The organism is Amycolatopsis sp. NPDC050768, from assembly GCF_040654155.1.
Classification (GTDB): Bacteria; Actinomycetota; Actinomycetes; order Mycobacteriales; family Pseudonocardiaceae; genus Amycolatopsis.
In genome coordinates, this window is the sequence record NZ_JBFAHL010000001.1 from 421,452 (window position 1) to 443,303 (window position 21,852).

The 21,852-nt window shown below is 71.6% G+C and carries 19 protein-coding genes; 13 read left to right on the forward strand and 6 right to left on the reverse strand.

What is annotated here, in order from left to right:
* Positions 1–79: 79 nt before the first annotated feature.
* Entirely contained in the window at positions 80–2,497 is a 2,418-nt protein-coding gene (pcrA, locus tag AB0H62_RS02105) for a DNA helicase PcrA (RefSeq protein WP_220246177.1), read from the reverse strand.
* Between the two features lie 125 nt (positions 2,498–2,622).
* On the opposite strand from pcrA, the gene AB0H62_RS02110 reads away from it, so the two are divergent.
* The 7 genes from AB0H62_RS02110 to AB0H62_RS02140 all read left to right on the forward strand — a co-directional run bounded on the left by AB0H62_RS02110 (position 2,623) and on the right by AB0H62_RS02140 (position 10,436).
* Positions 2,623–3,057: a DUF1707 domain-containing protein gene (locus AB0H62_RS02110; RefSeq protein WP_360583595.1), complete on the forward strand. Its 435-nt coding sequence runs from the start codon at positions 2,623–2,625 to the stop codon at positions 3,055–3,057.
* A 164-nt stretch (positions 3,058–3,221) separates the two neighbouring features.
* Entirely contained in the window at positions 3,222–3,518 is a 297-nt protein-coding gene (locus AB0H62_RS02115) for a chorismate mutase (protein WP_220246175.1), read from the forward strand.
* Between the two features lie 63 nt (positions 3,519–3,581).
* On the forward strand, positions 3,582–3,887 hold the full coding sequence (locus AB0H62_RS02120) for a hypothetical protein (protein WP_220246174.1): 306 nt from the start codon (positions 3,582–3,584) through the stop codon (positions 3,885–3,887).
* A 336-nt stretch (positions 3,888–4,223) separates the two neighbouring features.
* On the forward strand, positions 4,224–6,236 hold the full coding sequence (locus tag AB0H62_RS02125) for a hypothetical protein (protein WP_360583597.1): 2,013 nt from the start codon (positions 4,224–4,226) through the stop codon (positions 6,234–6,236).
* 291 nt (positions 6,237–6,527) lie between these two features.
* The gene (locus AB0H62_RS02130) at positions 6,528–7,421 is read left to right on the forward strand and encodes a hypothetical protein (protein ID WP_220246173.1); all 894 of its coding nucleotides are present in this window, start codon (positions 6,528–6,530) and stop codon (positions 7,419–7,421) included.
* Between the two features lie 212 nt (positions 7,422–7,633).
* Positions 7,634–9,277, forward strand: a complete 1,644-nt coding sequence (locus tag AB0H62_RS02135) for a serine/threonine-protein kinase (protein WP_360583599.1) — start codon at positions 7,634–7,636, stop codon at positions 9,275–9,277.
* Positions 9,278–9,290: 13 nt separating this feature from the next.
* Positions 9,291–10,436: a serine/threonine-protein kinase gene (locus AB0H62_RS02140; RefSeq protein ID WP_220246171.1), complete on the forward strand. Its 1,146-nt coding sequence runs from the start codon at positions 9,291–9,293 to the stop codon at positions 10,434–10,436.
* A gap of 22 nt (positions 10,437–10,458) precedes the next feature.
* Here AB0H62_RS02140 and AB0H62_RS02145 read toward each other — a convergent pair whose 3' ends face one another.
* Complete coding sequence (locus AB0H62_RS02145; RefSeq protein WP_220246170.1) at positions 10,459–11,361, reverse strand: LysR family transcriptional regulator; 903 nt, start codon at positions 11,359–11,361, stop codon at positions 10,459–10,461.
* Between the two features lie 104 nt (positions 11,362–11,465).
* Here AB0H62_RS02145 and AB0H62_RS02150 point away from each other — a divergent pair, with 104 nt between their 5' ends.
* On the forward strand, positions 11,466–12,383 hold the full coding sequence (locus AB0H62_RS02150; RefSeq protein WP_220246169.1) for a DMT family transporter: 918 nt from the start codon (positions 11,466–11,468) through the stop codon (positions 12,381–12,383).
* Here the strand turns inward: AB0H62_RS02150 and AB0H62_RS02155 are convergent.
* Positions 12,380–13,087 carry a response regulator transcription factor gene (locus AB0H62_RS02155; protein ID WP_255638645.1) on the reverse strand — a complete coding sequence of 236 codons (708 nt, stop codon included), beginning with the start codon at positions 13,085–13,087 and terminating at the stop codon, positions 12,380–12,382. The genes AB0H62_RS02150 and AB0H62_RS02155 overlap by 4 nt on opposite strands.
* Positions 13,088–13,094: 7 nt before the next feature.
* Complete coding sequence (locus tag AB0H62_RS02160) at positions 13,095–14,339, reverse strand: ATP-binding protein (RefSeq protein WP_255638781.1); 1,245 nt, start codon at positions 14,337–14,339, stop codon at positions 13,095–13,097.
* A 302-nt stretch (positions 14,340–14,641) separates the two neighbouring features.
* Here AB0H62_RS02160 and AB0H62_RS02165 point away from each other — a divergent pair, with 302 nt between their 5' ends.
* Positions 14,642–15,949 carry a PspC domain-containing protein gene (locus tag AB0H62_RS02165; RefSeq protein WP_220246166.1) on the forward strand — a complete coding sequence of 436 codons (1,308 nt, stop codon included), beginning with the start codon at positions 14,642–14,644 and terminating at the stop codon, positions 15,947–15,949.
* Positions 15,942–16,154, forward strand: coding sequence for a hypothetical protein (locus AB0H62_RS02170; protein ID WP_255638644.1), 213 nt, complete (start codon positions 15,942–15,944; stop codon positions 16,152–16,154). Before AB0H62_RS02165 ends, AB0H62_RS02170 begins: the two co-directional genes overlap by 8 nt.
* An 83-nt stretch (positions 16,155–16,237) precedes the next feature.
* On the opposite strand, the gene guaA is transcribed toward AB0H62_RS02170, so the two are convergent.
* On the reverse strand, positions 16,238–17,794 hold the full coding sequence (gene guaA / locus AB0H62_RS02175; RefSeq protein ID WP_220246164.1) for a glutamine-hydrolyzing GMP synthase: 1,557 nt from the start codon (positions 17,792–17,794) through the stop codon (positions 16,238–16,240).
* Positions 17,795–17,924: 130 nt separating this feature from the next.
* Here guaA and AB0H62_RS02180 point away from each other — a divergent pair, with 130 nt between their 5' ends.
* Positions 17,925–18,473 carry a DinB family protein gene (locus AB0H62_RS02180; RefSeq protein ID WP_220246163.1) on the forward strand — a complete coding sequence of 183 codons (549 nt, stop codon included), beginning with the start codon at positions 17,925–17,927 and terminating at the stop codon, positions 18,471–18,473.
* Between the two features lie 54 nt (positions 18,474–18,527).
* Here AB0H62_RS02180 and AB0H62_RS02185 read toward each other — a convergent pair whose 3' ends face one another.
* On the reverse strand, positions 18,528–19,139 hold the full coding sequence (locus tag AB0H62_RS02185) for a rhomboid family intramembrane serine protease (protein WP_360583604.1): 612 nt from the start codon (positions 19,137–19,139) through the stop codon (positions 18,528–18,530).
* Positions 19,140–19,275: 136 nt separating this feature from the next.
* Here AB0H62_RS02185 and AB0H62_RS02190 point away from each other — a divergent pair, with 136 nt between their 5' ends.
* Together AB0H62_RS02190 and AB0H62_RS02195 are read left to right on the forward strand one after the other, a co-directional pair.
* The gene (locus AB0H62_RS02190) at positions 19,276–20,319 is read left to right on the forward strand and encodes an alcohol dehydrogenase catalytic domain-containing protein (protein WP_360583606.1); all 1,044 of its coding nucleotides are present in this window, start codon (positions 19,276–19,278) and stop codon (positions 20,317–20,319) included.
* Between the two features lie 73 nt (positions 20,320–20,392).
* Entirely contained in the window at positions 20,393–21,838 is a 1,446-nt protein-coding gene (locus tag AB0H62_RS02195) for an aldehyde dehydrogenase family protein (protein ID WP_360583608.1), read from the forward strand.
* The last annotated feature ends 14 nt before the right edge of the window (positions 21,839–21,852 follow it).

The following is a 21,852-nucleotide window of genomic DNA, read 5'->3' on the forward strand; positions in this document are numbered from 1 at the left end:
GCGAACGAGCACCAGCCTACCCCATTAATTCGAACTTGTGTTCGACTGGAGGGAGCCTAACCGAGGGGTCCGACAAAAATCAGAGCTTCACCATCGGCACGCTGCCGATCAGCATGAGGCGGACCTTGCCGGACGCGCCGAAGTCGATGGTGGCCGTGGCGCGGGGGCCGACGCCGTCGCAGGAGATGACGGTGCCGAGGCCGTACTTGTCGTGGCTGACGCGGTCGCCGACGTCGAGCTTGAGGGCAACCGTGTCCTTCCAGCCCTTGCCGAACGGCGAAGACGACGTCGTCGTAGTCGACGAAGTGGACCGCCGGCCCCACGTCGTGGCCGCGCGCGGGCCCGAGGACGACGAGCCCGAGGACGACCCGAAGTTGCCGAAGCCAGGCGAAGACGGCTCCAGCCGGCGCCAGTCGACCAAGTCGGGCGGCAGCTCGTCGAGGAAGCGCGAAGCGGGGTTCATCTGCGGCTGGCCCCACGCCGAACGCACGAGCGCGCGCGAGACGTACAACCGTTGCCGCGCACGCGTGATGGCCACGTACGCGAGCCGGCGCTCCTCCGCGAGCTCCGTCGGGTCGCCAAGGGCGCGCATGTGCGGGAAGACGCCGTCTTCCCAGCCCGTGCAGAACACCACCGGGTACTCGAGGCCCTTCGCGGTGTGCACGGTCATCAGCGTGACGACCCCCGCGCCGCCGTCGCCCTCGTCGCCGCCGTCGGGCGACGGGATCGAGTCGGCGTCGGCGACCAGGGACACGCGCTCCAGGAACGCGGGAAGCGAACCGGGCGCGGGCACGCCGTCGTCGAGCACCAGCTCGGCGTTCTCGTCCTGCTGGACCTCGGCGGTGAACTCCGCGAACTCGCGCGCCACCGTGACGAGCTCCGTGAGGTTCTCCACGCGGGAGGCGTCCTGCGGGTCGTCCGACTCCTCGAGCTCCGCGCGGTACCCCGTGCGCTCCAGCACGGCCTCCAGCAGGTCGTGCACCTCGGAACCCGACGCCGCGAGGTCACCCAGGTCGTCGAGCAGCGACACGAACCCGGTGATCGCCTTGGCGGAGCGCGGGTTCAGCAGCGCCACCTTGCCCTCGACGGCATCGCGCAACGCGGCCGCGAAGGTGATGCGCTCGCGCTCCGCGTGCGTGGCCACCACGGCCTCGGCACGGTCACCGATGCCGCGCTTGGGCACGTTCAGGATGCGGCGCAAGGAAACCGTGTCGTCCGGGTTCGACAGCACACGCAGATACGCGAGCATGTCGCGCACCTCGCGCCGTTCGTAGAACCGCACGCCGCCGACGACCTTGTACGGCAGGCCGAGCCGGATGAAGATTTCCTCGAACACCCGCGACTGGTTGTTGGTGCGGTAGAAGACGGCGACGTCGGAGTAATCCGCCTCGCCCTTCTCCGCCAACGCGTCGATCTCGCCCGCGACGAACGCGGCCTCGTCGTGGTCGTTGTCCGACACGTAGCCGACGATCTTCTCGCCGTCGCCCGAATCCGTCCACAGCCGCTTCGCGCGCCGGTTGGGGTTGCGCTCGATCACGGCGTTGGCCGCCGACAGGATCGTCTGCGTGGAGCGGTAGTTCTGCTCCAGGAGGATGGTGTGCGCGTTGGGGAAGTCGCGCTCGAACTCCTCGATGTTGCGGATCGTCGCGCCGCGGAAGGCGTAGATCGACTGGTCCGCGTCACCCACCACGACCAGCTCGGCCGGGTCGATCCCGGTGTCCGTCGCTTCGGTGCCTGCCAGCACACGCACCAGCGTGTACTGCGCGTGGTTCGTGTCCTGGTACTCGTCGACGAGGATGTGACGGAACCGGCGGCGGTAGTACTCCGCGACGTCCGGGAACGCCTGCAGCAGCGAGACCGTGCGCATGATCAGGTCGTCGAAGTCGAACGCGTTGGCCGCCTCGAGCCGGCGCTGGTACTCGACGTAGACCTCGGCGACGCGGCGCTCCAGGTCGTTGGCGGCGTTCGCCACGGCCGCGTCGGGGTCCGTCAGCTCGTTCTTGAGGTTCGAGATGTGCACCGCGAGCGTGCGCGCGGCGTACTTCTTCGGGTCGATGTCGAGGTCGCGCGCGACGAGCGTGATGAGGCGCTTGGTGTCGTCCGAGTCGTAGATGGAGAAGCTCGACGACATGTCCAGCGTCTTCGCCTCGCGGCGCAAGATCCGCACGCACATCGAGTGGAACGTGGACACCCACATCGCGTTGGCCCGGCGGCCGACGAGCGACGCGACGCGCTCACGCATCTCGGCCGCGGCTTTGTTGGTGAACGTGATCGCCATGATCTCGCCGGGGTGCACCCCCCGCTCCGCCAACAGGTACGCGATGCGGCGCGTGAGCACGCGGGTCTTGCCCGACCCCGCGCCGGCGACGACGAGCAGCGGCCCGCCGGCGTGCATGACCGCTTCACGCTGCGCGGGATTGAGGTCCTCGAGCAGCTCGGCGGCGGCCTTCCGGGCAGGCGCGGGCTTTTCTGCGGGGAGATCGAAGAGGGTGTCCATCGCCTGTCCACGCTACCCCTGGGGTACGACAGGTTCGTCAGAGGCAACTGCGCCTGTCGACGTACGCCGCGGTGTCGCCTCCCGTCCGACGCGCCGGGGCGTTCGCGCGCGGAGCATCGAACGGTATGGACGACAAGATCCCCGCCCGGTTGAGGGCATCCGACAGCGACCGAGAACGCGTCGCCACGACCATCCAGTCCGCCGGTTCCGAAGGCCGGCTCACGCTCGAGGAGGTGGAGGAACGACTCGGCGCGGTCTACGCGACGCGCTACGTCGACGAGCTCGGCGCGCTCACCACCGACCTGCCCCGCCCCGAAGTCGCGCGACGGCCGGGATCCGGCTGGCCGCTCACCCGCGCCGCGTTGCGCGAGCACCCGGCGCTGCGGATCCACGCCGCGATCGTCGTGGCGCTGGCGGTGCTGCTGATCGTGCGGTGGGCGGTGCTGGGCGTCGGGTTCTTCTGGCCGGCGATGCCGTTGTTCTGGCTGTTCGTCACCCTCGTGGTGCACGCGCGGGTGCGGAGTTTCCGGCGGCGCGGTGAAACTCCTGTGCCATACTGACCACATGCGGCACAGTAGTGAGCGATTTTTCTACGGGACCCGGACTCCGGCTCCCGTGATCGCGTAGTGCCCCACCCGCCATCACCCGCAGCCCCGGAGTCCACGGACCCGGGGCTTTCGCCGTCCCAGGGGCCACTGGGAGTCCGGACTTCAGAGAGGTCCCGATGAACGCGCAGACTCAGAACGCCGACGGACAGCCCGCCGAGAACACCGCCGCCGGCGAGGACATCTCCTCGCTGCGCAAGGAGATCGACTGGCTCGACGCCGAAATCCTGCGGCTGGTCAAACGTCGCGTGGAGGTGTCGCAGACGATCGGCGCGGCCCGCATGGCCGCCGGCGGCACGAGGATCGTCTACAACCGCGAGATGGACGTGCTCGCGCGCTACCGCGAGCTGGGTCCGGAAGGCCGCCAGCTCGCGATGGCGCTGCTCAACCTGGGCCGCGGCCGCCTCGGCCGATGAACTTCCGGCCACATCGGGGACTTCCCCGATCCGCCGGTCCGCAAAAACGGGCAGACTGGACCCATGATTAACGTCATCGCCGTCATCATCGCGATCGCGAGCGTGCTGGCGGCACTGGGCCATGTCGGGTACCTGGCGCTGCTGAACAACGCAGCGGGTAAGCGGGCCGGCGGTGCGCCCGTCGCGCAGTACGTGCGCAGCCGCTGGGCGGTCGCCGGTGGTACCACGGCGGCATCACTGTTCGCGTGGCTGCTCACTTCCGGGTCAGGCGTAGCCGACGTCATCGCCATTGTGATTGCTATCGGTAGCGGTGCTGTGGCGACGAAGGCTCTCCAGACGACCCGAGAGAAGTACCGCAGCGGAGGGTGATCTGCTCTACCTGGGGCGATTGCACTGCGTAGCGTGACCCCACGCCCGTTCGGTCGTCCCCGACAGAGTGAAACCTGTGCAAGTTGCAGGTTGCCCAGAGACTTTCGCCTGGCGGTTTCCTACTCTTGGGTTCGTGAGGACCCTTGCGTCTGGGTCGGGCGACGCCCGGAGGACGCGCGGTAGCTGCGGCTCCGCGCGCCCACTGCCGCGTGCGCGTGCAGATGCGCGGGAGTTCGCAAGTGTGGTCGCAAGTGACTCCGTTCGCGCCTCTGCTCCGATCGGGTTGATCGGAGTGCCGGCGCCGTCACGCCCACACCGGGGAGGGGTCGGACGGGCATGACGGGAAACGCGATGGGTGGGTCGAGAAGCTCGAGCCACCCGGACACGGTGACGGCCGCGGAGGTCACGGTGCCGGGCAGGCACCGGGCTCGCAGTCTTCAGGACACGGACACGTGGACGCCCGTGGTCCCGCCACACGGCGGAGGTCACCACCGCCACCGGCCCGGCGGCGAGCACATCGACGCCCCGGCCGGCGCCCTGCCGTTGCCCCCACCTCGCCGGCGAGCGGCCGATCCGCGCTCGACGTTCGCGCCGACGCACGGGACTCTGCCCGTGCCAGGGCCCGGCGTGCTCCTGCCGCAGCCCCAGCAGGCCCGGCAGACGCACCCGCGCCGCCCGATCCCGCTCCCGCAGCCGACGCGCAGGCCGGACGAGCCGCGCGACGAGCACCGCGTCCATGAGGACTATCGCGCCTACGACGCGCTCCCCGAGCACGCGCTGAACGGGCGCGGGCCGTACGCACCGCCGACGCGAGGCCGCACCGAGTTGCCCCAGCCCGGCCACGGTGACCGGGGCTTCACCGCCGGCCGCCTCGACGAGGCCGGCTCGATCGACGGCCCGCCCGAACCCGAGTCGTTCTGGAGCGGAGCTCAGTCCGGTGACCTCGCCGACGCGGCGGGGCCGGAGTCCGCGCAGGCCGAACAACAGGGGCCCGCCGGACACACCGTGCTTCCGCGGACCGACGACCTCGCCGAGCCCCGTCCGGAGGCAGAACCGCGTGCGTTCGCCGGGCAAGCAGTGCTGCCGGAGTCCGGCGAGGGCGCACCGGAGTTCGCGCAGGACGAGCGGCGCCTGCCCACCGGACAGGCCGTGGTGCCTGATCCCCAGCCCGTGAGCGAGATCGACCGCGCCTGGGCGGCGCCGGGGACCACGCGTTCGCTCGCCGACATGCCGATGCACGACGGACTCGGCCGGCCGCAGGTGCGCCGCAGCCGGCGCGAGCGGGTCGCGGCGACCGCCGCCACGCTGGCCCAGCCGCAGCCCCCGGAGCACGACGAGGCCGAGCTCGCCCGCGAACACATCGAGCTGAGCGCGCCGCCGGAGCCCGCCGCCGAGCAGCCGGCCAAGCCCGAGCCCCCGCGGCGCCAGCGCGTCACGCTGCGGGCCCCGGCCAAGCCGCGGGTGCGCGGTCCGTTCGACGAGGCCTCGCTCGACGAAGACGACGAAGTGCGCGTGTACGCCGCTCCCCTGCTCGACGGGCTCGGCAAGTTCGACCTCGGCTCCGTGCCCGCGTCGGTAACCCCGCCCAAGACGTGGCGGAAGGCAGCGTGGTTCGCGACCGGCGCGTCGGGCGCGGTGGTGGTCGGGCTGCTGTTCGCCGGGACCTTCCTCGTCGGCGGACCCACCACGACCACCGACGCGCTCGGCGGCGGCTGGCCGGGCCGGCAGAACGGCGGCAACCCGCTGATCCTCCCGGACCCGTCGCTCGGCCAGCAGGGCGGCACGGGTGGCGCGGGCGGCGACCCGCAGGACAGCAGCAGCTCCGGCGGCGGGCGCTCCGGCACCCGGGACGACGCCCCGGACACGCACCCGCAGAACGCCGTGGGCTCCGAGACCAGCGAAGACGAGTCGCCGCCGGACTCCTCGTCCAGCGGAGACTCGTCGGATCCCATCACCACCGGGCCGACATCGACGCCGGCGCGGCCGCCCGCGAAGCCGCCGGTCACCCCGGCGCAGCGCGAGACCTCGCCGACCAACGTCTTCTACGAGACCTCCCCGGACCCCAAGGCGATGGGGGACAACACGGAGAGGTTCTTCAACAACGTCACCACCGACCCCTCGGAGGCCGCGGCCGTCACCACCGGGGACCTCAAGCAGGAGGGCTCGCAGGGCCTGCGCCAGCGCTACGCGAACGTCGCGTACTTCGAGGTCAAGAAGGTCGAGATCGACCCGGACAACAACACCACGGTCAACACGCTCGAAGTGACCCACACCGATGGCACCAAGACCATCGAGCAGCGCACGCTCACCTTCGGCGACGACGAGAAGATCGCCGACGACGGCGCCTGACCAGGCATGATCGTCCGGCATGGGCCGCGCGTTTCGTGCAGGTGCAAACTGCCCGTTCCGATGCACGTGCGGTGCGGTAAGCGGTTGAACTTGGTCCGGGTGGGTGACATAAGCTGCCGCTCGTCGTATGACGACGGCATTCCGGCGACTGAGCCTGGCGGGTGCCCGTCGCCACAGGGTTACCTGGCGACAGCAGGTCTGGATCCGACCACGAGTCGGCCGTCCGGACCAGCGGCGTACGACCGAACGGCCGTACCGTCGTCCCCCCGAACCCCCAGAGCGAGGACTTTCGTGCTTGATCGGCAGCGCACACGGCGTGAGACCCGCGAGGTCACTGCCGTCCGCGTCGAGGACGTGATCCCTCCCGAGCTGCTCGACGGCGTCGGCGACGCGGACCGCGACTACCTCGAGCAGGTCTTCCGCGAGCCGCAGAAGTACCTGCCGCCGCGGTCGCACCGCGCGGAGACCGCCAGATCCGCCGAGCCGGCCGAAGAGCCCGAGAGCCGCTTCGCCCGCCGCGCCAAGCAGGCGGGCCTCGTCGGCGCCGGCGCGCTCGTCGCGGGCGCCGTGGTCACCGCGGCCCTGCTCAGCGGCGGGCCCCGGCCGACCACGCCGGTCGCCGAGGACACCATCCCCACCGGTTTCAGCGGCGCCGCCGCGCTCGGCGGCCAGGCCGTGCCCGGCTCGCAGGAGCACGGCTCCGGCGGCACCACGTCCGGGCACCGCGAAGGCACGCAGGCCGAGTCCGGCGCCGGCACCACGCAGCCCACGCACGACATCGGCTCGACCACGGAGCAGGCCGGCACGCCCAGCACGTCCGCGCCGAGCAGCACGCCTCCCTCGGAGCACACCGAGTCCACGAGCGCGGAGACCGCGTCCGACGCCGACAAGCTGAAGGCCGTGAAGGCCTTCTACGCCTCGATCGACAAGAACCCCGACAGCGCGCTGGCGCTGCTCGCCCCCGGGCTCGCCCAGGGCGAAGCCGGCAGCCTGGTCCGCGCGTGGAGCGCGGCCCGCTCGATCGACGTTCAGGAGGCCCGCGTGCAGGACGACGGCTCGGTGGTCGCCGTCGCGGTGCTGCACCAGGCCGACGGAACACTGCTCCGCGTCACGCAGCTGTTCGACGTCGTGGAGCGCGATGTCATCTCCGAAGCGCGACTGCTCTCCGCCGTCGCATTCTCGTGACCTGCGACGATCCTGTTCCGGGTAGACGATCAGACCGTGCCGAGTGTGTGTGCACAGAGTGAACGCCTAGCCTTGTCACGGGCCGGTCTCGGGAAAACCGGCACACGGCCCACGACAGGTGCCTACGCTGCGGTGCTGCGGCCGGTTCGAGGTCGCATCTTCGGGGTGGGCACGTCCCGCTCCGGGCAGTCGGAGCCCCAAAGGGAGGTCGCGTGAGCGACGAGGGTCGTCTGGTCGCCGACCGGTACCGCATCATCGGCCGGATCGGCTCGGGCGCGATGGGTGCCGTCTGGCAGGCACACGACGAGGTGCTGGGCCGCACGGTGGCCGTCAAGCAGCTGCTGATGCAGCCGGGCCTCGATGAGCACGACGCCGAAGACGCCCGGCAGCGCACCATGCGCGAGGGCCGCATCGCCGCGCGCTTGCACCACCCCAACGCGATCTCGGTGTTCGACGTCGTCACCGACGACAACGGGCAGCCGTGCCTGATCATGGAGTACCTCAACTCCACGAGCCTGGCCCAGGTCCTGCAGGAGCGCGGCACGCTGCCGCCGCTGGAGGTCGCGCGGATCGGCGCGCAGGTGGCCGCCGCGCTGCGCGAGGCGCACGCCGTCGGCATCGTCCACCGCGACATCAAGCCGGGCAACATCCTGCTGGCCGGCAACGGCACCGTGAAGATCACCGACTTCGGCATCTCGCGCGCCAAGGACGACGTCACGGTCACCAAGACCGGGATGATCGCCGGCACGCCCGCCTACCTCGCGCCCGAGGTCGCGATCGGCGGTGACCCCGGCCCCGAGTCCGACGTGTTCTCGCTCGGCTCCACGCTGTACGCCGCGTGCGAGGGCCAGCCGCCGTTCGGGCTGTCGGAGAACACGCTGAGCCTGCTGCACGCCGTGGCCGCGGGGCAGATCAACCCGCCGCGCCAGTCGGGCCCGCTCGCCAGCGTGCTCGCCGTGCTGCTGCACCCCGACATCCACCACCGGCCCACCGCCGAGGAGTGCGAAGAGCTGCTGGCCTCCGTCGCACGGGGCGAAACGCCGCTGGGCGGACCGGCCGGCGAGACCGTGATGGTGGCCTCGGCCGGCACGCTGGGCGCTGCCGCCGTGGCCGGCGCGGCCGCCACGCACCTGTTCCCCGAAGAGGACATGGACGACGCCGCGCACTCTGGCACGCTGCTCGACGCGCCCGGCCCGGCGCAGCAGTACTACGACGACGAGGCCGAGTACCCCGCGGCCGCCGCGTATCCCGAGAACGACTACGACCGGTACGACCAGCAGTACCAGGGCGAGCCGCCGCTGTACGGCGACCCGGGCCGCAACGGCCTGGCCGCCACCCGGTCCGTGCCGACCCACGACGCCTACAACCAGTACGACGACCAGTACGACGACGGGTATGACGACGGCTACGACGAGCCGCCGCCCCCGCGGGCCCAGACCAGCCCCACCGACGACGAGGACGAGAAGCCCGGCGCGTGGAAGAAGCCGGCGATCATCGGCGCGATCGTGGTGGTCGGCCTGGTGGCGCTCGGCGTGTGGCTGCTGAGCTCGAACAACCCGCCCGACGCTTCGCAGCAGCCCGCTCCCCCGGCGACGTCTTCGAACGTGGTTCCGACCACGGGCACGGCGCCTTCGAGCGAGGAAGCAACCACGAGCGAGGAAGAGACGTCCTCTTCAGAGGAGTCCTCTTCACGCGAGACGTCGTCGTCTCGCCGGACCTCCCAGCGGAACACACCTTCGCGCGAGACATCGTCCGAGCAGGAGACCCCGACGAAGCCGTCTACGCCGAAGACAACTCCGACGACGACCCCTTCGGAGACGACGTCGGACACTCCGAGCGTGACGCCCAACCCTTGATCCAGGAACAGATTTGAGTTCAGAAGGCACCATCGTCGGCGGCCGGTACCGGCTCGACCAGCCGATCGGCCGCGGCCGCGCGGGCATCGTGTGGCAAGCGTTCGACACGCGGCTGTTCCGCACGGTCGCGATGAAGCGCATGTACCTGCCCGTCGGCCTGCCGCCGGACCGCGCCGAGCAAGCGCGCGCCGCGGTGATGCAGGAGGGCAAGGACGCGGCGCGCGTGGATCACGCGAGCGCGATCACCGTGTACGACGTGCTGCCCGACGGACCTGACGTCTGGCTGGTGATGGAGTACATCCCGTCGCGCGGGATGGCGTCGTTCCTCGCCGAGCACGGACGGCTCACGCCCGAGCAGGCGGCGTCGCTCGGGATCATGCTGGGCGACGCGATGGCGGCGATCCACGCGGCCGGCATCGTGCACCGCACGCTCGAACCCGGCACCGTGCTGCTGGCCGACGACGGCGGCGTGAAGCTCACCGACATCGGCATCACCGGCGGCGGGGCGCACCCCGCCTACCGCGCGCCCGAGGTGACCCGCGGTGCCCCGGCCTCGCCGGCCGCCGACGTGTTCTCGCTCGGCGCCACGCTGTACACGGCCGTGGAGGGCGTGCCGCCGTTCGGTGAGGACGGCGAGGCGTCCGAGCGGCCGCCGCAGAACTCCGGGGTGCTCGCCGCCGCGTTGCGCAAGATGCTGCGGATGGACCCGACGGCACGTCCGACGATGGCCGACACGGTGGCCGCGCTCAGCGCCATCACCGAGGGCCGAGAGCAGACCGCGTTCATCCCGCCGACGGCACCCGCGATGCCGACCATGCCCGCGTCGTGGCCGCTGCCCCCGCAGCAGCCGGGCCAGCCGGGGCCGTTGATGCAGATGCCGGTGCAGCAGGTGCCCTACGCGCCGGCCGCACCGCAGCCCATGCAGCAGCCGATGGCCGCCCAGCCCACGCAGCAGATCCCGCCCCAGCAGCAGCCGGTGCAGCAGCAGCCCCTGCAGCCGCCGTCCGCGCGGTTCGTGCCGTCGGCGGCTCAGCAGGCGGTGTCGGCCGCGGAGGTGCGGCAGAAGGCGGCCGCCCGCCGGAAGTTGATCCTCATGGTCGCCGCGATCCTGTGCGCGGTGTTGATCGGGATCGGCGTTTCCGAGCTGTTCTTCGTCTGAGCAGTCAGAGTCGTTTGAGCCGTCAGGCGACCTTCGCCGTCGCCTGACGCATCGCGTCGATCAGCGTCCGCACAGCCGGATTTCCGACGGCCCGCGCGGCGATGGCGGCGTGGATGATCCGGCACGGCTCGGGGTTGCGGATCCGCCGCACGGCCACGCCCGGGTGCGCGGGCCCGACACCCAGCTCCGGCACCAGCCCCACGCCCAGCCCGGCCGCGATGAAGCCCTGCGCCGTGAGGTAGTCCTCCGACTCGACCACGATGTTGGGCGCGAACCCGGCCGAAGCGCACGCGCCGTCGAGGATCGCGCGGCACATCCCGGGCATCGGGTCCACGCCCACCCACGGCTCGTCGGCAAGGTCGGTCAGGTCGAGCACGCGCTTGCGCGCCAGCGGGTGCGCGCGGGGCAGCACCGCGCGGTACGGGTCGTCGAGCAGGTGCACGAGCTCGATCCCCTTCGCCGGCGGCGCGGGCCGGGGGAAGACGACGATCGCGACGTCGGCGCGGCCCTCCTCCACCTCGGGCATCGGGTCGTCGGGGTCGACGAGCTTGAGGTCGAGCCACACGCCGGGGTGCTCACGGCGGACGGCGGCCACGGCGTGCGGGATCACCGAAGCGCCGGCTGTGGCGAAGTAGCGGATGGCCAGCTTGCCGGTGCGCCCCTCCTTGAGCTCCGTCAACGCCGCTTCGGCGCGCGCCAGCTCCGCGCTCAGCGTCTCGGCGTGCTCCGACAGCAGCACGCCCGCGGGCGTGGCCCGGATGCCGCGGCCGACGCGTTCGAGCAGCTCGGTGCCCGCCTCGCGTTCGAGGACCGAGAGCTGCTGGCTGATCGCCGACGGGGTGTACCCGAGGTTCCGCGCCGCGGCGGTGATCGACCCGCTGGTGATCACCGCGCGCAGTACCTGCATTCGCCGCACGTCGAGCATGGCCGAATTCTACAGCTCTGCTTAAGCGTTCCTGCAGTTATTTTCGCTTGTCCTTACGTCTGGGCGGGGTCAGGCTGAACTTCGGCCGAGAAGGAGGAACCGGGGTGGGCGAGACGAAGACCCTGCTCAGGATTGCCGCGCTGGCACTGATGTGGGGTTCGAGCTTCTTCTGGATCAAGCTGGGGCTCGCGGCGTTCTCGCCGGTGCAGCTGGTGCTGGCGCGCTTGGTGCTCGGCGCCGTGGTGCTCGTGGCGCTGTGCCGGCTCGGTCGCCGCCGGCTGCCGACGGACAAGCGCACGTGGCGCCACCTCACCGTGGCCGCGTTCTTCCACAACGCGTTGCCGTTCCTGCTCTTCGCGATCGGTGAGACCACTGTGGACTCCGGCATCACCGGCGTGCTGAACTCGACGACGCCGCTGTGGGTGCTCGTGGTGGCGCCGTTCCTCGGGGTCCGCCACCGGATGACGGCGATGCGCGCGGCCGGACTTGTGGTGGGCCTGGCGGGAATCCTGCTGATCTTCGCGCCGTGGGAGGCGTCCGGCCTGCTGAGCTGGGGCGCGCTGGCCTGCCTCGCGGCGGCGGCGAGCTACGGCTTCGCGTTCGTCTACGAGGGCCGCTACCTCTCGGACACCGGCGACTCGCCCTACGCGCTGTCGGGCGGGCAGATGATGATCGCCGCCGGGTTCCTCGTGCTGGTGGTGCCGTTCGGCGGGCTGTCGCCGGTGCACCTGACGCCGCTGGCCGCGTTCGCCGTGGTGATCCTCGGCATCGGCGGGACCGGGATCGCGTTTGCCCTCAACTACCAGCTGCTGGCCAGCGAAGGCGCCGTCGCGGCGTCGGTGGTCGGGTACCTGCTGCCGATCGTGTCGGTGGCCCTGGGCGCGATCTTCCTGCACGAGCAGCTGAGCTTCCGCGTGATCGCGGGCATGGTCGTGGTGCTGGGCGGCGTCGCGCTCACGCGGGTGCAGCGGAAGAAGGCCGTGGCCCCGAAGCCGCTGGTGGCCGCGGAGCCCGCCGCCTAGACGAGCCGGCGGTCCGAGGCCCAGCGGGAGAGCTCGTAGCGGTTGGACAGCTGGGTCTTGCGCAGGACGCTCGACACGTGCGTCTCCACCGTCTTGACCGAGATGAACAGCTCCGACGCGATCTCCTTGTACGCGTAGCCGCGCGCGAGCAGGCGCAGGACGTCGCGCTCGCGCGGGGTGAGCAGGTCGAGCTCGGGGTCGTTGATCGGTGCCGAACCGGGGCGGTCGGCGAACGCGTCGAGCACGAAACCGGCCAGGCGCGGGGAGAACACGGCATCGCCGTCGGCCACTCGGACGATCGCGCGCACGAGCTCCTTCGACGAGATGGTCTTGGTGACGTAGCCGCGCGCGCCGCCGCGGATCACGGCGATCACGTCCTCGGCGGCGTCGGACACCGACAGCGCGAGGAACACGACGTCGGGCAGCTCCGGGCGCACGCGGCGCAGCACCTCGGCGCCACCACCGTCGGGCATGTGCACGTCGAGGAGCACGACCTGCGGTTTGGTGCGCGCGATGCCGGCGACGGCGTCGGCCACCGAACCGGCCTCGCCGACCACCTGCACCTCGTCGGTGATCGAGTCGAGCTCCGTGCGGACCCCGGCGCGGAAGAGCGCGTGGTCGTCCACGAGGAACACCTTGACCGGCTCGCGCTGGGTCTCCGTCACCGTGCTGCTCCCTCGCTCGTTGTCGCCCAGCCTGAGCATAGCGACGTCACGCCGCGCCCTTGGCCGCTTTGAGCGGCATGGCCAGCTGGACTTCGGTGCCCTCGCCCGGCGCGGTGCGCAGCCTGCAGGTGCCGCCGTGACGTTCCATGCGGCCGCGGATCGAGTCGGCGAGGCCGTGGCGGTCGGCGGGGACCACCTCGGGGTCGAAGCCCTTGCCGCGGTCGCGGATGAAGACCGTGACCTCGGTGGGTTCGACCTCGGCGTACACACTGACCTCGTCGACGCCGGCGTGCTTGGCCGCGTTGACCAGCGCTTCGCGGGCGGCCTGGACGAGGGCCGTGAGGGGTCCGTCGATCTCGACGTCGCCGACCACGACCTGGCTGACGGAGATCGCGAAGGTGTCCTCGACCTCGCCGCACGCGGCGCCGAGCGCCTCGGACAGCGGGACGGCGCCTTCTTCCTGCTCCTTCGACTTCTTGTCACTCGGCTTGCCGTAGCCACCGGGGCCGTAGAGCCAGCCGCGCAGCTCGCGCTCCTGGCCGCGCGCCAGCCGCGCGACCTCGTGCGGCTGGTCGGACTGGCGCTGGATCAGGGCGAGCGTCTGCAGCACGGAGTCGTGCAGGTGCGCGGCGATCTCGGCGCGCTCGTCGGTGCGGATGCGCGCCCGGCGCTCGTCGCCGAGGTCGCGGACCAGGCGCAGCCAGAACGGGATCGTCAGCACGGCCACGCCGACCAGCGTGGCGAGCACGGCGATGAGGGCGAACTTGACCTGGTCGAAGCTGCCGCTGCGGAAGACGACGACCCCGATGCCGGTGGCCACGAGTGCCACGCCGGCGAGGATCCGGATGATCGCGGCGCTGCGGCCGCCGCCGCCCACGAACGCGCCCGTGACGCCGTCGCGCGCCCCCGTGCGCCAGCGCCGGCGTTGCGATTCGTCGGCCTCGCGCCAGACCACGGCCGCGCCGAGCATGGCGATGGCCAGCGGCACGGCGACCCAGCCGCGGATGGTGCCGGACAGCGTTCCGCTCGCGATGGCGAGACCGATGCCGAGCGCGATGAGGCCGAACGCCTGCTGACGTTCCTTCGTGGCCTTCTTGCTGTCGACCTCGGCGGTGTCCTCGGCCTGCTGCGGCACGAAGACCCAGAGAAGCCCGTACGCGAGCAAACCGGCGCCGTTGAGGGCCGCGAGCAGCGCGAACGCCAGGCGCACCCACAGCACGGGCACGCCGAGGTGGTCCGCGAGCCCGCCCGCGACACCGGCCACGGCCCGCCCGCTGCGGCGCCGGTGCATCTTCGGCCGCCCGGGCTGCCCGGCGACCTCGGAGGCCCCGGACGTCCCGGAAGTCCCCGGGGCGCCGGAAGCCGCGGTGGCCGTCATGACGGCAGGCGGCACCGGCCCCCGGGCCGGGTCGCTCACCTGCCCGGCGGCGCCGAGGTCGAGGAAGTCCTGCACGCCGTCCATCGTCACACGCCGCGAACAGTTCTGACATCGGGGAAGCCCCTGATCACGCCCCGGACACCGGCGGCACTCAGGGGAAACCTCAGGGAACGTCCCCGATGTGGCGCCGCCGCGGGTCGCGCATGCTTTGCCGTATGAGTGGTGCGAATGAGGCGCCGAGCCCGAAGTCGAATCCTTTCAACGGCTTCGAGGAGACGGTGAAGGATTTCTGGGTGAGCCGGCCGCGCCGGCCGCACGTGGGGCGCAAGGTCGCGGGGGTCGCGGCGGGGCTGGGGAACCGGTACGGCATCGACCCAGTTGTGATCCGGGTGGCGCTGGTCGCGGCGATGGTGTTCGGCGGCTTCGGGCTGGTGTTCTACCTGCTCGGCTGGCTGTTGTTCCCGAGCGAGGGCGACGAGACGTCGGGCTTCGAGGCGATGATCGGCCGCGGGCGCTCGACGATGTCGAAGGCGTTCGCCGTGGTGCTCACCATCGCGTTGATCCCGGCGGTCGGTCTCACGTTCGGCAACGGCTGGTTCGACGGCGGTGGCCTCATCGGGTTCGCGCTGCTCTCGGCAAGCCTCTACCTCCTGCACCGCAGCCGCGGACAGGACAACCGCCCGGCGCCGGTCGTCGCGTACCCCGCGTATGAGACGGCCCAGGCCGTGCCCGGAACCGGAGCCTTCACGATGACGGACACCACGACGGAACCCATGGGCGCCGCCGCTCCCGGCTGGGACCCGCTGGCCGCCGATCCGGCGGGCTGGGACCTGCCGGACCCGGCGGGGCCGACGCCGCCGGAGAACCCCTACCACTACGAGTCCGACGATCCGGCCCCGCAGCCGCGGCAGCCGCGGTCGAAGATCGGTTCGGTGACGATGGCGGCGGCCGTGGTCGTGGCCGGCGTGGGCGTGGTCCTGAACCTCAACGGCGTCGACTGGTTCTCGGTGCGCCACATCATCGGCCTGGTGCTGGGCGTGCTCGGCGTCGGCATGGTGGCCGGCGCGTTCGTCCGCGGCTCACGCGGGCTCATCGCTGTGGCGCTGCCGCTCGCGATCGTCGGCATGATCATGACGACCAGTGCGTTCAACAGCATCGACCTGCGCGGCGGCGTCGGCGACCTCGACGCGACCCCGCACTCGGTGGCCGAGTTGCAGCCGGTGTACCGGCACGCGGCGGGCGACATCGACCTCGACCTGACACAGCTGCCGGCCGGCGACCCGATCACCACCTCGGTCAGCAACGGCGCCGGCGACACCCGGGTGACCGTGCCGGCGAACGCCGATGTCACCTACACCTGCAAGAACTCCGCCGGCGACGTCGACTGCCTCGACCGCTCCACGAGCGGCGTCGGCCAGGGGGCGCTGACCGGGACCGACTTCGGCGACGACGGGCCGGGCGGGCAGAAGATCACCCTGAACGTGACCAACGGTGCCGGCAGCGTGGAGGTGCTCCGTGGCTGACAACTCGAACATCCCGACCCGCCGCCGCGGCGTGGACGTGATCACCCTGATCGTCGGCCTCGCGACCCTGCTGGTCTCGGGCTACGTGCTCTCCGACGGCGCGAGCTGGCTGCCCGCCTTCGACTTCCGCTGGGTTGTCGCGGGTGGCGCGGTGTTCATCGGAGTGCTGCTGCTGGCGGCTTCCTTGCGGCGCAAGCGGTACTGACCCTTCAAACACCACTGACCTTCAAACACCACCGAACGCGAAGGGGCCCCGTCGAATCCCGACGGGGCCCCTTGGCGTTCAGCTCATTCCCACTCGATGGTGCCCGGCGGCTTGCTCGTCACGTCGAGGACAACGCGGTTGACCTCCGGCACCTCGTTGGTGATGCGCGTCGAGATGCGTTCCAGCACCTCGTACGGCAGCCGCGTCCAGTCGGCGGTCATCGCGTCCTCGGAGGACACCGGGCGCAGCACGATCGGGTGGCCGTAGGTGCGGCCGTCACCCTGCACGCCGACGCTGCGGACGTCGGCCAGCAGCACCACCGGGCACTGCCAGATCTCCTGGTCCAGGCCCGCGGACGTGAGCTCCTCGCGCGCGATGGCGTCGGCCGCCCGCAGCGTCTCGAGCCGGTCGGCCGTGACCTCGCCGATGATGCGGATGCCCAGGCCGGGGCCGGGGAACGGCTGGCGCTGCACGATCGTCTCGGGCAGCCCCAGCTCGAGGCCCACGCGGCGCACTTCGTCCTTGAACAGCAGGCGCAGCGGCTCGACGAGCTCGAACTGCAGGTCGTCGGGCAGGCCGCCGACGTTGTGGTGGCTCTTGATGTTCGCCGTGCCCTCGCCGCCGCCGGACTCGACGACGTCGGGGTAGAGCGTGCCCTGCACGAGGAACTTGTAGTCGCCCTGCGCCTTGAGGTCGCGCTCGGCCTGCTCGAACACGCGGATGAACTCGCGCCCGATGATCTTGCGCTTCTGCTCCGGGTCGGTCACGCCGGCGAGCGCGCTGAGGAACCGCTCGCGCGCGTCGATGGTCACGAGCTTCACGCCCGTCGCCGCCACGAAGTCCTGCTCCACCTGCGTGCGCTCGCCCGCGCGCAGCAGGCCGTGGTCCACGAACACGCACGTGAGCCGCTCGCCGATCGCGCGCTGCACGAGCGCCGCCGCGACGGCCGAGTCGACGCCGCCGGACAGGCCGCAGATCGCCCGTCCGTCGCCGATCTGCTCGGCGATGCGCGTGACCTGTTCGTCCACAATGGACGACGTGGTCCACTGCGGCTTGATGCCCGCGATCTCGGACAGGAACCGGCGCAGCACCTCCTGCCCGTGGGGCGAGTGCGCCACCTCCGGGTGGTACTGCACGCCGGCGAAGCCGCGGTCGACGTCCTCGAAGCCGGCCACGGCCGCGCCGTCGGAGTTGGCGGTGACGACGGAGCCCTCGGGCGCCTTCGTGACGCTGTCGTTGTGGCTCATCCACGCCGTCTGGTGGCCGGGCAGACCGGCGTGCAGCCGTCCGCCTTCGCCGACCACGCGCACGTCGGTGCGGCCGAACTCGCGGACGCCGGTGGGCTCGACGATGCCACCGAGCGCCCGCGCGAGCAGCTGGTGGCCGTAGCAGATGCCGAGGATCGGCACGCCGGCCTCGACCAGCTTCGGGTCCATGCCCGGGGCGCCCTCGGCGTAGACGCTCGACGGGCCGCCCGACAGGATGATCGCCGACGGGTTCTTGGCCAGCAGGTCCTCGGCGGTCGAGCTCGACGGCACGACCTCGGAGTACACCTGCGCCTCGCGCACGCGGCGGGCGATCAGCTGCGCGTACTGCGCCCCGAAGTCGACGACGAGTACCGGACCGGTGGGATTGGCCACCTACGACCTCCAGGCGAATGAGCGCTTTTGCCTCCATAGTCCCAGGTGGGCTGGGTCACGCCGCCCTCACCCCGTGACTGGCCTCCGAATGAGGACCGCACCTGTCCGCGAAGCGTCTTACCGTTCCCCCATGACTGTCGAATGGACCACCGAACTGCACGACCAACTCGACTGGCACTGGCAGCACCACGTGCGTTCGCGGCTCGACGGGCTCGGGGACGACGAGTACTTCTGGCAACCTGTGCCGAACTGCTGGACCGTGCGCCCGCGTGCGGAGAAGCCGGACGGGCCCGGGGCAGGGGACTTCACCGTCGACTTCGCGTACCCGGAGCCGGTACCGCCGCCCGTCACCACGATCGCGTGGCGGCTCTCGCACGTCATCGTCGGCGTGCTCGGCATGCGCGCCGCGTCGCACTTCGGCGGGCCGGCGATGAGCTACGAGACCTTCCCCTACGCCGGCACCGCGGCCGAGGCGCTCGACCAGCTCGACTCCGCGTACGACAGCTGGATCAAGGGCGTGCGGGGGCTCGACGCCGAAGCGCTCGCCCGTCCGGTGGGCGAGGCCGAGGGGCCGTTCGCCGAGTACCCGATGGCCGCGCTCGTGCTGCACATCAACCGCGAGACCATCCACCACTGCGCGGAAGTGTTGCTGCTGCGGGATCTCTACCGGAGCAAGTGACACAACGACGGCCCGGTCCCCCGACCGGGCCGTCGTACCCCCAGGGCCCCCGAGCTAGCCGCGCACCTTGGGCAGGAGCGCGAATCCGAGTGCCATGCCCAGCAACGCGGGCAGGCCGTGGTTGTCGTGCACGAGCGTGTCGACGACCGCGAGCGGCGCCACGAGGATCGGCACCACGAACGCCTGCGTCGGCAGCTGCACGCCGTGGCGTGCCGGCGCCCGCAGCAGCGCCACGGCCAGCGCGCCGATGAGCCCCGCGACGCACATCGAGTTGCCCGCACCCACCGGCTGCAGCCAGACGTAGCTCATGAACTGGCCGAACAGCCCGCACCCGAAGTACAGGACGAACATGCGCACGCGGCCGAAGTAGCTCTCCGCCAGCGTGCCGAAGATCGCCAGGATCACCAGGTTGAAGACGCCGCCGAGCAGTCCGCCGTCCTGGAAGAACATGCCGGTGAGCAGGCGCCACCACTGTCCGGTGTCGATCGCCGCGCCGTCGCGCCGCACGTGCTCCAGCAGCCCCGGCACCGCGAGCTGGGCGACGAGCGCCGCCGCCGTGACGAGGAACACCGCGCCTGTGAGGACGGGTACCCGGCGCGGGCCGATCCGGTCGAAGACGGCCACGAACGGGTTGCTGTGCCAGCGTTCCGAGGTCGGGTTGGTCATGCTCCGAACGTAAGTGGAGACGCGGCTGAGCACCCCGGACATTTGTCATGACACGGCCGGGGCATGCGTCATGAGGAATGAATCCCGGCCCGGATGACTCGGAACAGATGACGGCGAAAACCCGGAAAGGATCTTTATGCGAGCGACACTCATCTACGGCGCCGGCGACGTCCGCGTGGAGACGGTGGCCGACCCGAAGGTGGCCCAGGCGACGGACGCCGTGGTCCGCGTCGTGCGCTCCTGCATCTGCGGCAGCGACCTGTGGCCGTACGGCGGCATGCCCGCGCAGGAGAACGGCCGGCCGATCGGCCACGAGTTCCTCGGCGTCGTGGAGGAAACCGGTGCCGACGTGACGAGCGTGCGCAAGGGCGACCTGGTCGTGGCGCCGTTCGTGTACTCGGACAACACGTGCGAGTTCTGCCGCGAGGGGCTGCAGACCTCGTGCTTGCACGGCGGCAACTGGGGCGTCGACGGCGTGGACGGCGGTCAGGGCGAGGCCGTGCGCGTACCGCAGGCCGACGGCACTCTCGTGAAGCTCCCGCTGGCGCTTGAAGAAACCTCCGACGACATGCTCGCTTCACTGCTCACGCTGTCGGACGTGTTCTCCACCGGCCACCACGCGGCCGTGACCGCCCGCGTCGCGCCGGGCAAGGCGGTGACCGTGATCGGCGACGGCGCGGTTGGCCTGTCCGCCGTGCTGGCCGCGAAGCGCCTCGGCGCCGAGCACATCGTCCTCATGGGACGCCACCAGGCGCGCACCGACCTGGGCCGCGAGTTCGGCGCGACGGATGTCGTGGCCGAGCGTGGCGACGAGGGCATCGCGCGCGTGCGTGAGCTGACTGGTGGCCACGGCACGCACACCGTGCTGGAGTGCGTGGGCACCAAGGCGGCGTTCGAGATGGGCCTCGGCGTGGTGCGCGCGGGCGGTGCGCTGAGCCGCGTGGGCGTGCCGCAGTACCCGGAGGGCCCGATCGGGCGCCCGGTGTTCACGCGCAACATCACGATCACCGGCGGCGTGGCCCCCGCGCGCCACTACATCCCGCAGCTGCTGCCGGACGTGCTCGAGGGCCGCTACCAGCCGGGCCGCGTGTTCGACCGGACGATCGGGCTCGCCGACGTGCCCGCGGGCTACCAGGCGATGGCCGACCGCGAGGCGCTGAAGGTTCTCGTCAAGCCGTGACCGACGCGCCGTGTGAGCCCCGTAAGGGTGGGGGTTCACACGGCACGCACCGCGCCCCCATACCTTGGTATGCATGGACATGATCACCCCGGAGCCGCGGCCCGCGTGGGTCGCCGGCCGGGCGGAGCAGGGGGCCGGGACCCTCGTCGTGCGGCACCCGGTCGACGGCAGCGAAGTGGCGACCGTGGCGGTGCCCGGCGCGGAGCAGGTGGAGCGCGCCGTGGCGGCCGCCGCGGGCGTCGCGCGGGAGTTCCGCCGCTCCCCCGCGCACGAGCGCGCGGCGGCGCTGGAGCATGTGTCGCGCGGGTTGCGGATGCGGGCCGAGGAGATCGCCGAGGTGATCACCGCGGAGAACGGCAAGCCGCTCAAGTGGGCGGAAGCCGAGGTGAGCCGCGCGGTTTCGGTGTTCCGCATCGCTTCCGAGGAGGCGCGGCGGTTCAGCGGTGACGTGCAGCGGCTCGACGCCGACCCGTCGGGCGACGCGCGGCTGGCTCTCACGCGGCGGGTGCCGCGCGGGCCCGTGCTGGGCATCTCGCCGTTCAACTTCCCGCTGAACCTGGTGGCGCACAAGGTCGCGCCGGCGTTGGCGGTCGGCGCGCCGATCATCGTGAAGCCGGCGCCGCGTACACCGCTGTCGGCGCTGATCCTCGGCGAGATCCTGGCTGAGACGGACCTGCCGCCCGGCGCGTTTTCCGTGCTGCCGCTGGGAAACGCGGAGACCCAGGCGCTGGTGGCCGACCCTCGGCTGCCCGTGGTGTCGTTCACCGGCTCCGGCCCCGTCGGCTGGTCGATCGCCGACGCGGCGCCGCGCAAGCACGTGGTGCTGGAGCTCGGCGGCAACGCGGCGGCCGTGGTCCTGCGCGACTGGCCCGACCCCGAGGGCGCGGCGCAGCGCATCGCGACGTTCGGCAACTACCAGGCCGGGCAGTCGTGCATCTCGGTGCAGCGCGTGATCGTCGACGCGGCGGTGGCCGAGGAGTTCGTGCCCGCACTGGTGGAGGCCGTGGAGGCGCAGCAGACGGGTGATCCCTACGACCGCAACACCGACGTCGGCCCGGTCGTCGACGAGGCCGCGGCCGAGCGGATCATCGCGTGGGTCGAGGAAGCCGTGGCCGCGGGCGCGAAGCTGCTCACGGGCGGAATGCGCGAGGGCACCCAGGTTGCACCGACGCTGCTCACGGACGTGCCACCGGACGCGCGCGTGTGGTCGGAGGAGGTCTTCGGCCCGGTGCTTGCGGTGTCCGTTGTGGACGGTGTGGACGAGGCCTTCGCGGCGGTCAACGACTCCGCGTACGGGCTGCAAACCGGCGTGTTCACGTCCGACGTGCAGCTGGCGTTCCACGCGTCGGCCGAGCTGGAGGTGGGCGGCGTGATCATCGGTGACGTGCCGTCGTACCGCGCCGACCAGATGCCGTACGGCGGTGTGAAGGGCTCGGGCTTCGGGCGCGAGGGCGTGCTGGCGGCGATGAACGACCTCACCGAGGAGCGCGTGACGGTGTTCACCGGGGTGGATCTGTAGGACTCGTGGGTGCC

Bases quoted from the DNA above. Each gene is read 5' to 3' on its own strand.
- pcrA (WP_220246177.1), bottom strand. From the start codon at position 2,497: ATGGACACCCTCTTCGATCTCCCCGCAGAAAAGCCCGCGCCTGCCCGG.
- AB0H62_RS02110 (WP_360583595.1), top strand. From the start codon at position 2,623: ATGGACGACAAGATCCCCGCCCGGTTGAGGGCATCCGACAGCGACCGA.
- AB0H62_RS02115 (WP_220246175.1), top strand. From the start codon at position 3,222: ATGAACGCGCAGACTCAGAACGCCGACGGACAGCCCGCCGAGAACACC.
- AB0H62_RS02120 (WP_220246174.1), top strand. From the start codon at position 3,582: ATGATTAACGTCATCGCCGTCATCATCGCGATCGCGAGCGTGCTGGCG.
- AB0H62_RS02125 (WP_360583597.1), top strand. From the start codon at position 4,224: ATGACGGGAAACGCGATGGGTGGGTCGAGAAGCTCGAGCCACCCGGAC.
- AB0H62_RS02145 (WP_220246170.1), bottom strand. From the start codon at position 11,361: ATGCTCGACGTGCGGCGAATGCAGGTACTGCGCGCGGTGATCACCAGC.
- AB0H62_RS02155 (WP_255638645.1), bottom strand. From the start codon at position 13,087: ATGCTCAGGCTGGGCGACAACGAGCGAGGGAGCAGCACGGTGACGGAG.
- AB0H62_RS02160 (WP_255638781.1), bottom strand. From the start codon at position 14,339: ATGCACCGGCGCCGCAGCGGGCGGGCCGTGGCCGGTGTCGCGGGCGGG.
- AB0H62_RS02165 (WP_220246166.1), top strand. From the start codon at position 14,642: ATGAGTGGTGCGAATGAGGCGCCGAGCCCGAAGTCGAATCCTTTCAAC.
- AB0H62_RS02180 (WP_220246163.1), top strand. From the start codon at position 17,925: ATGACTGTCGAATGGACCACCGAACTGCACGACCAACTCGACTGGCAC.
- AB0H62_RS02185 (WP_360583604.1), bottom strand. From the start codon at position 19,139: ATGACCAACCCGACCTCGGAACGCTGGCACAGCAACCCGTTCGTGGCC.
- AB0H62_RS02190 (WP_360583606.1), top strand. From the start codon at position 19,276: ATGCGAGCGACACTCATCTACGGCGCCGGCGACGTCCGCGTGGAGACG.
- AB0H62_RS02195 (WP_360583608.1), top strand. From the start codon at position 20,393: ATGGACATGATCACCCCGGAGCCGCGGCCCGCGTGGGTCGCCGGCCGG.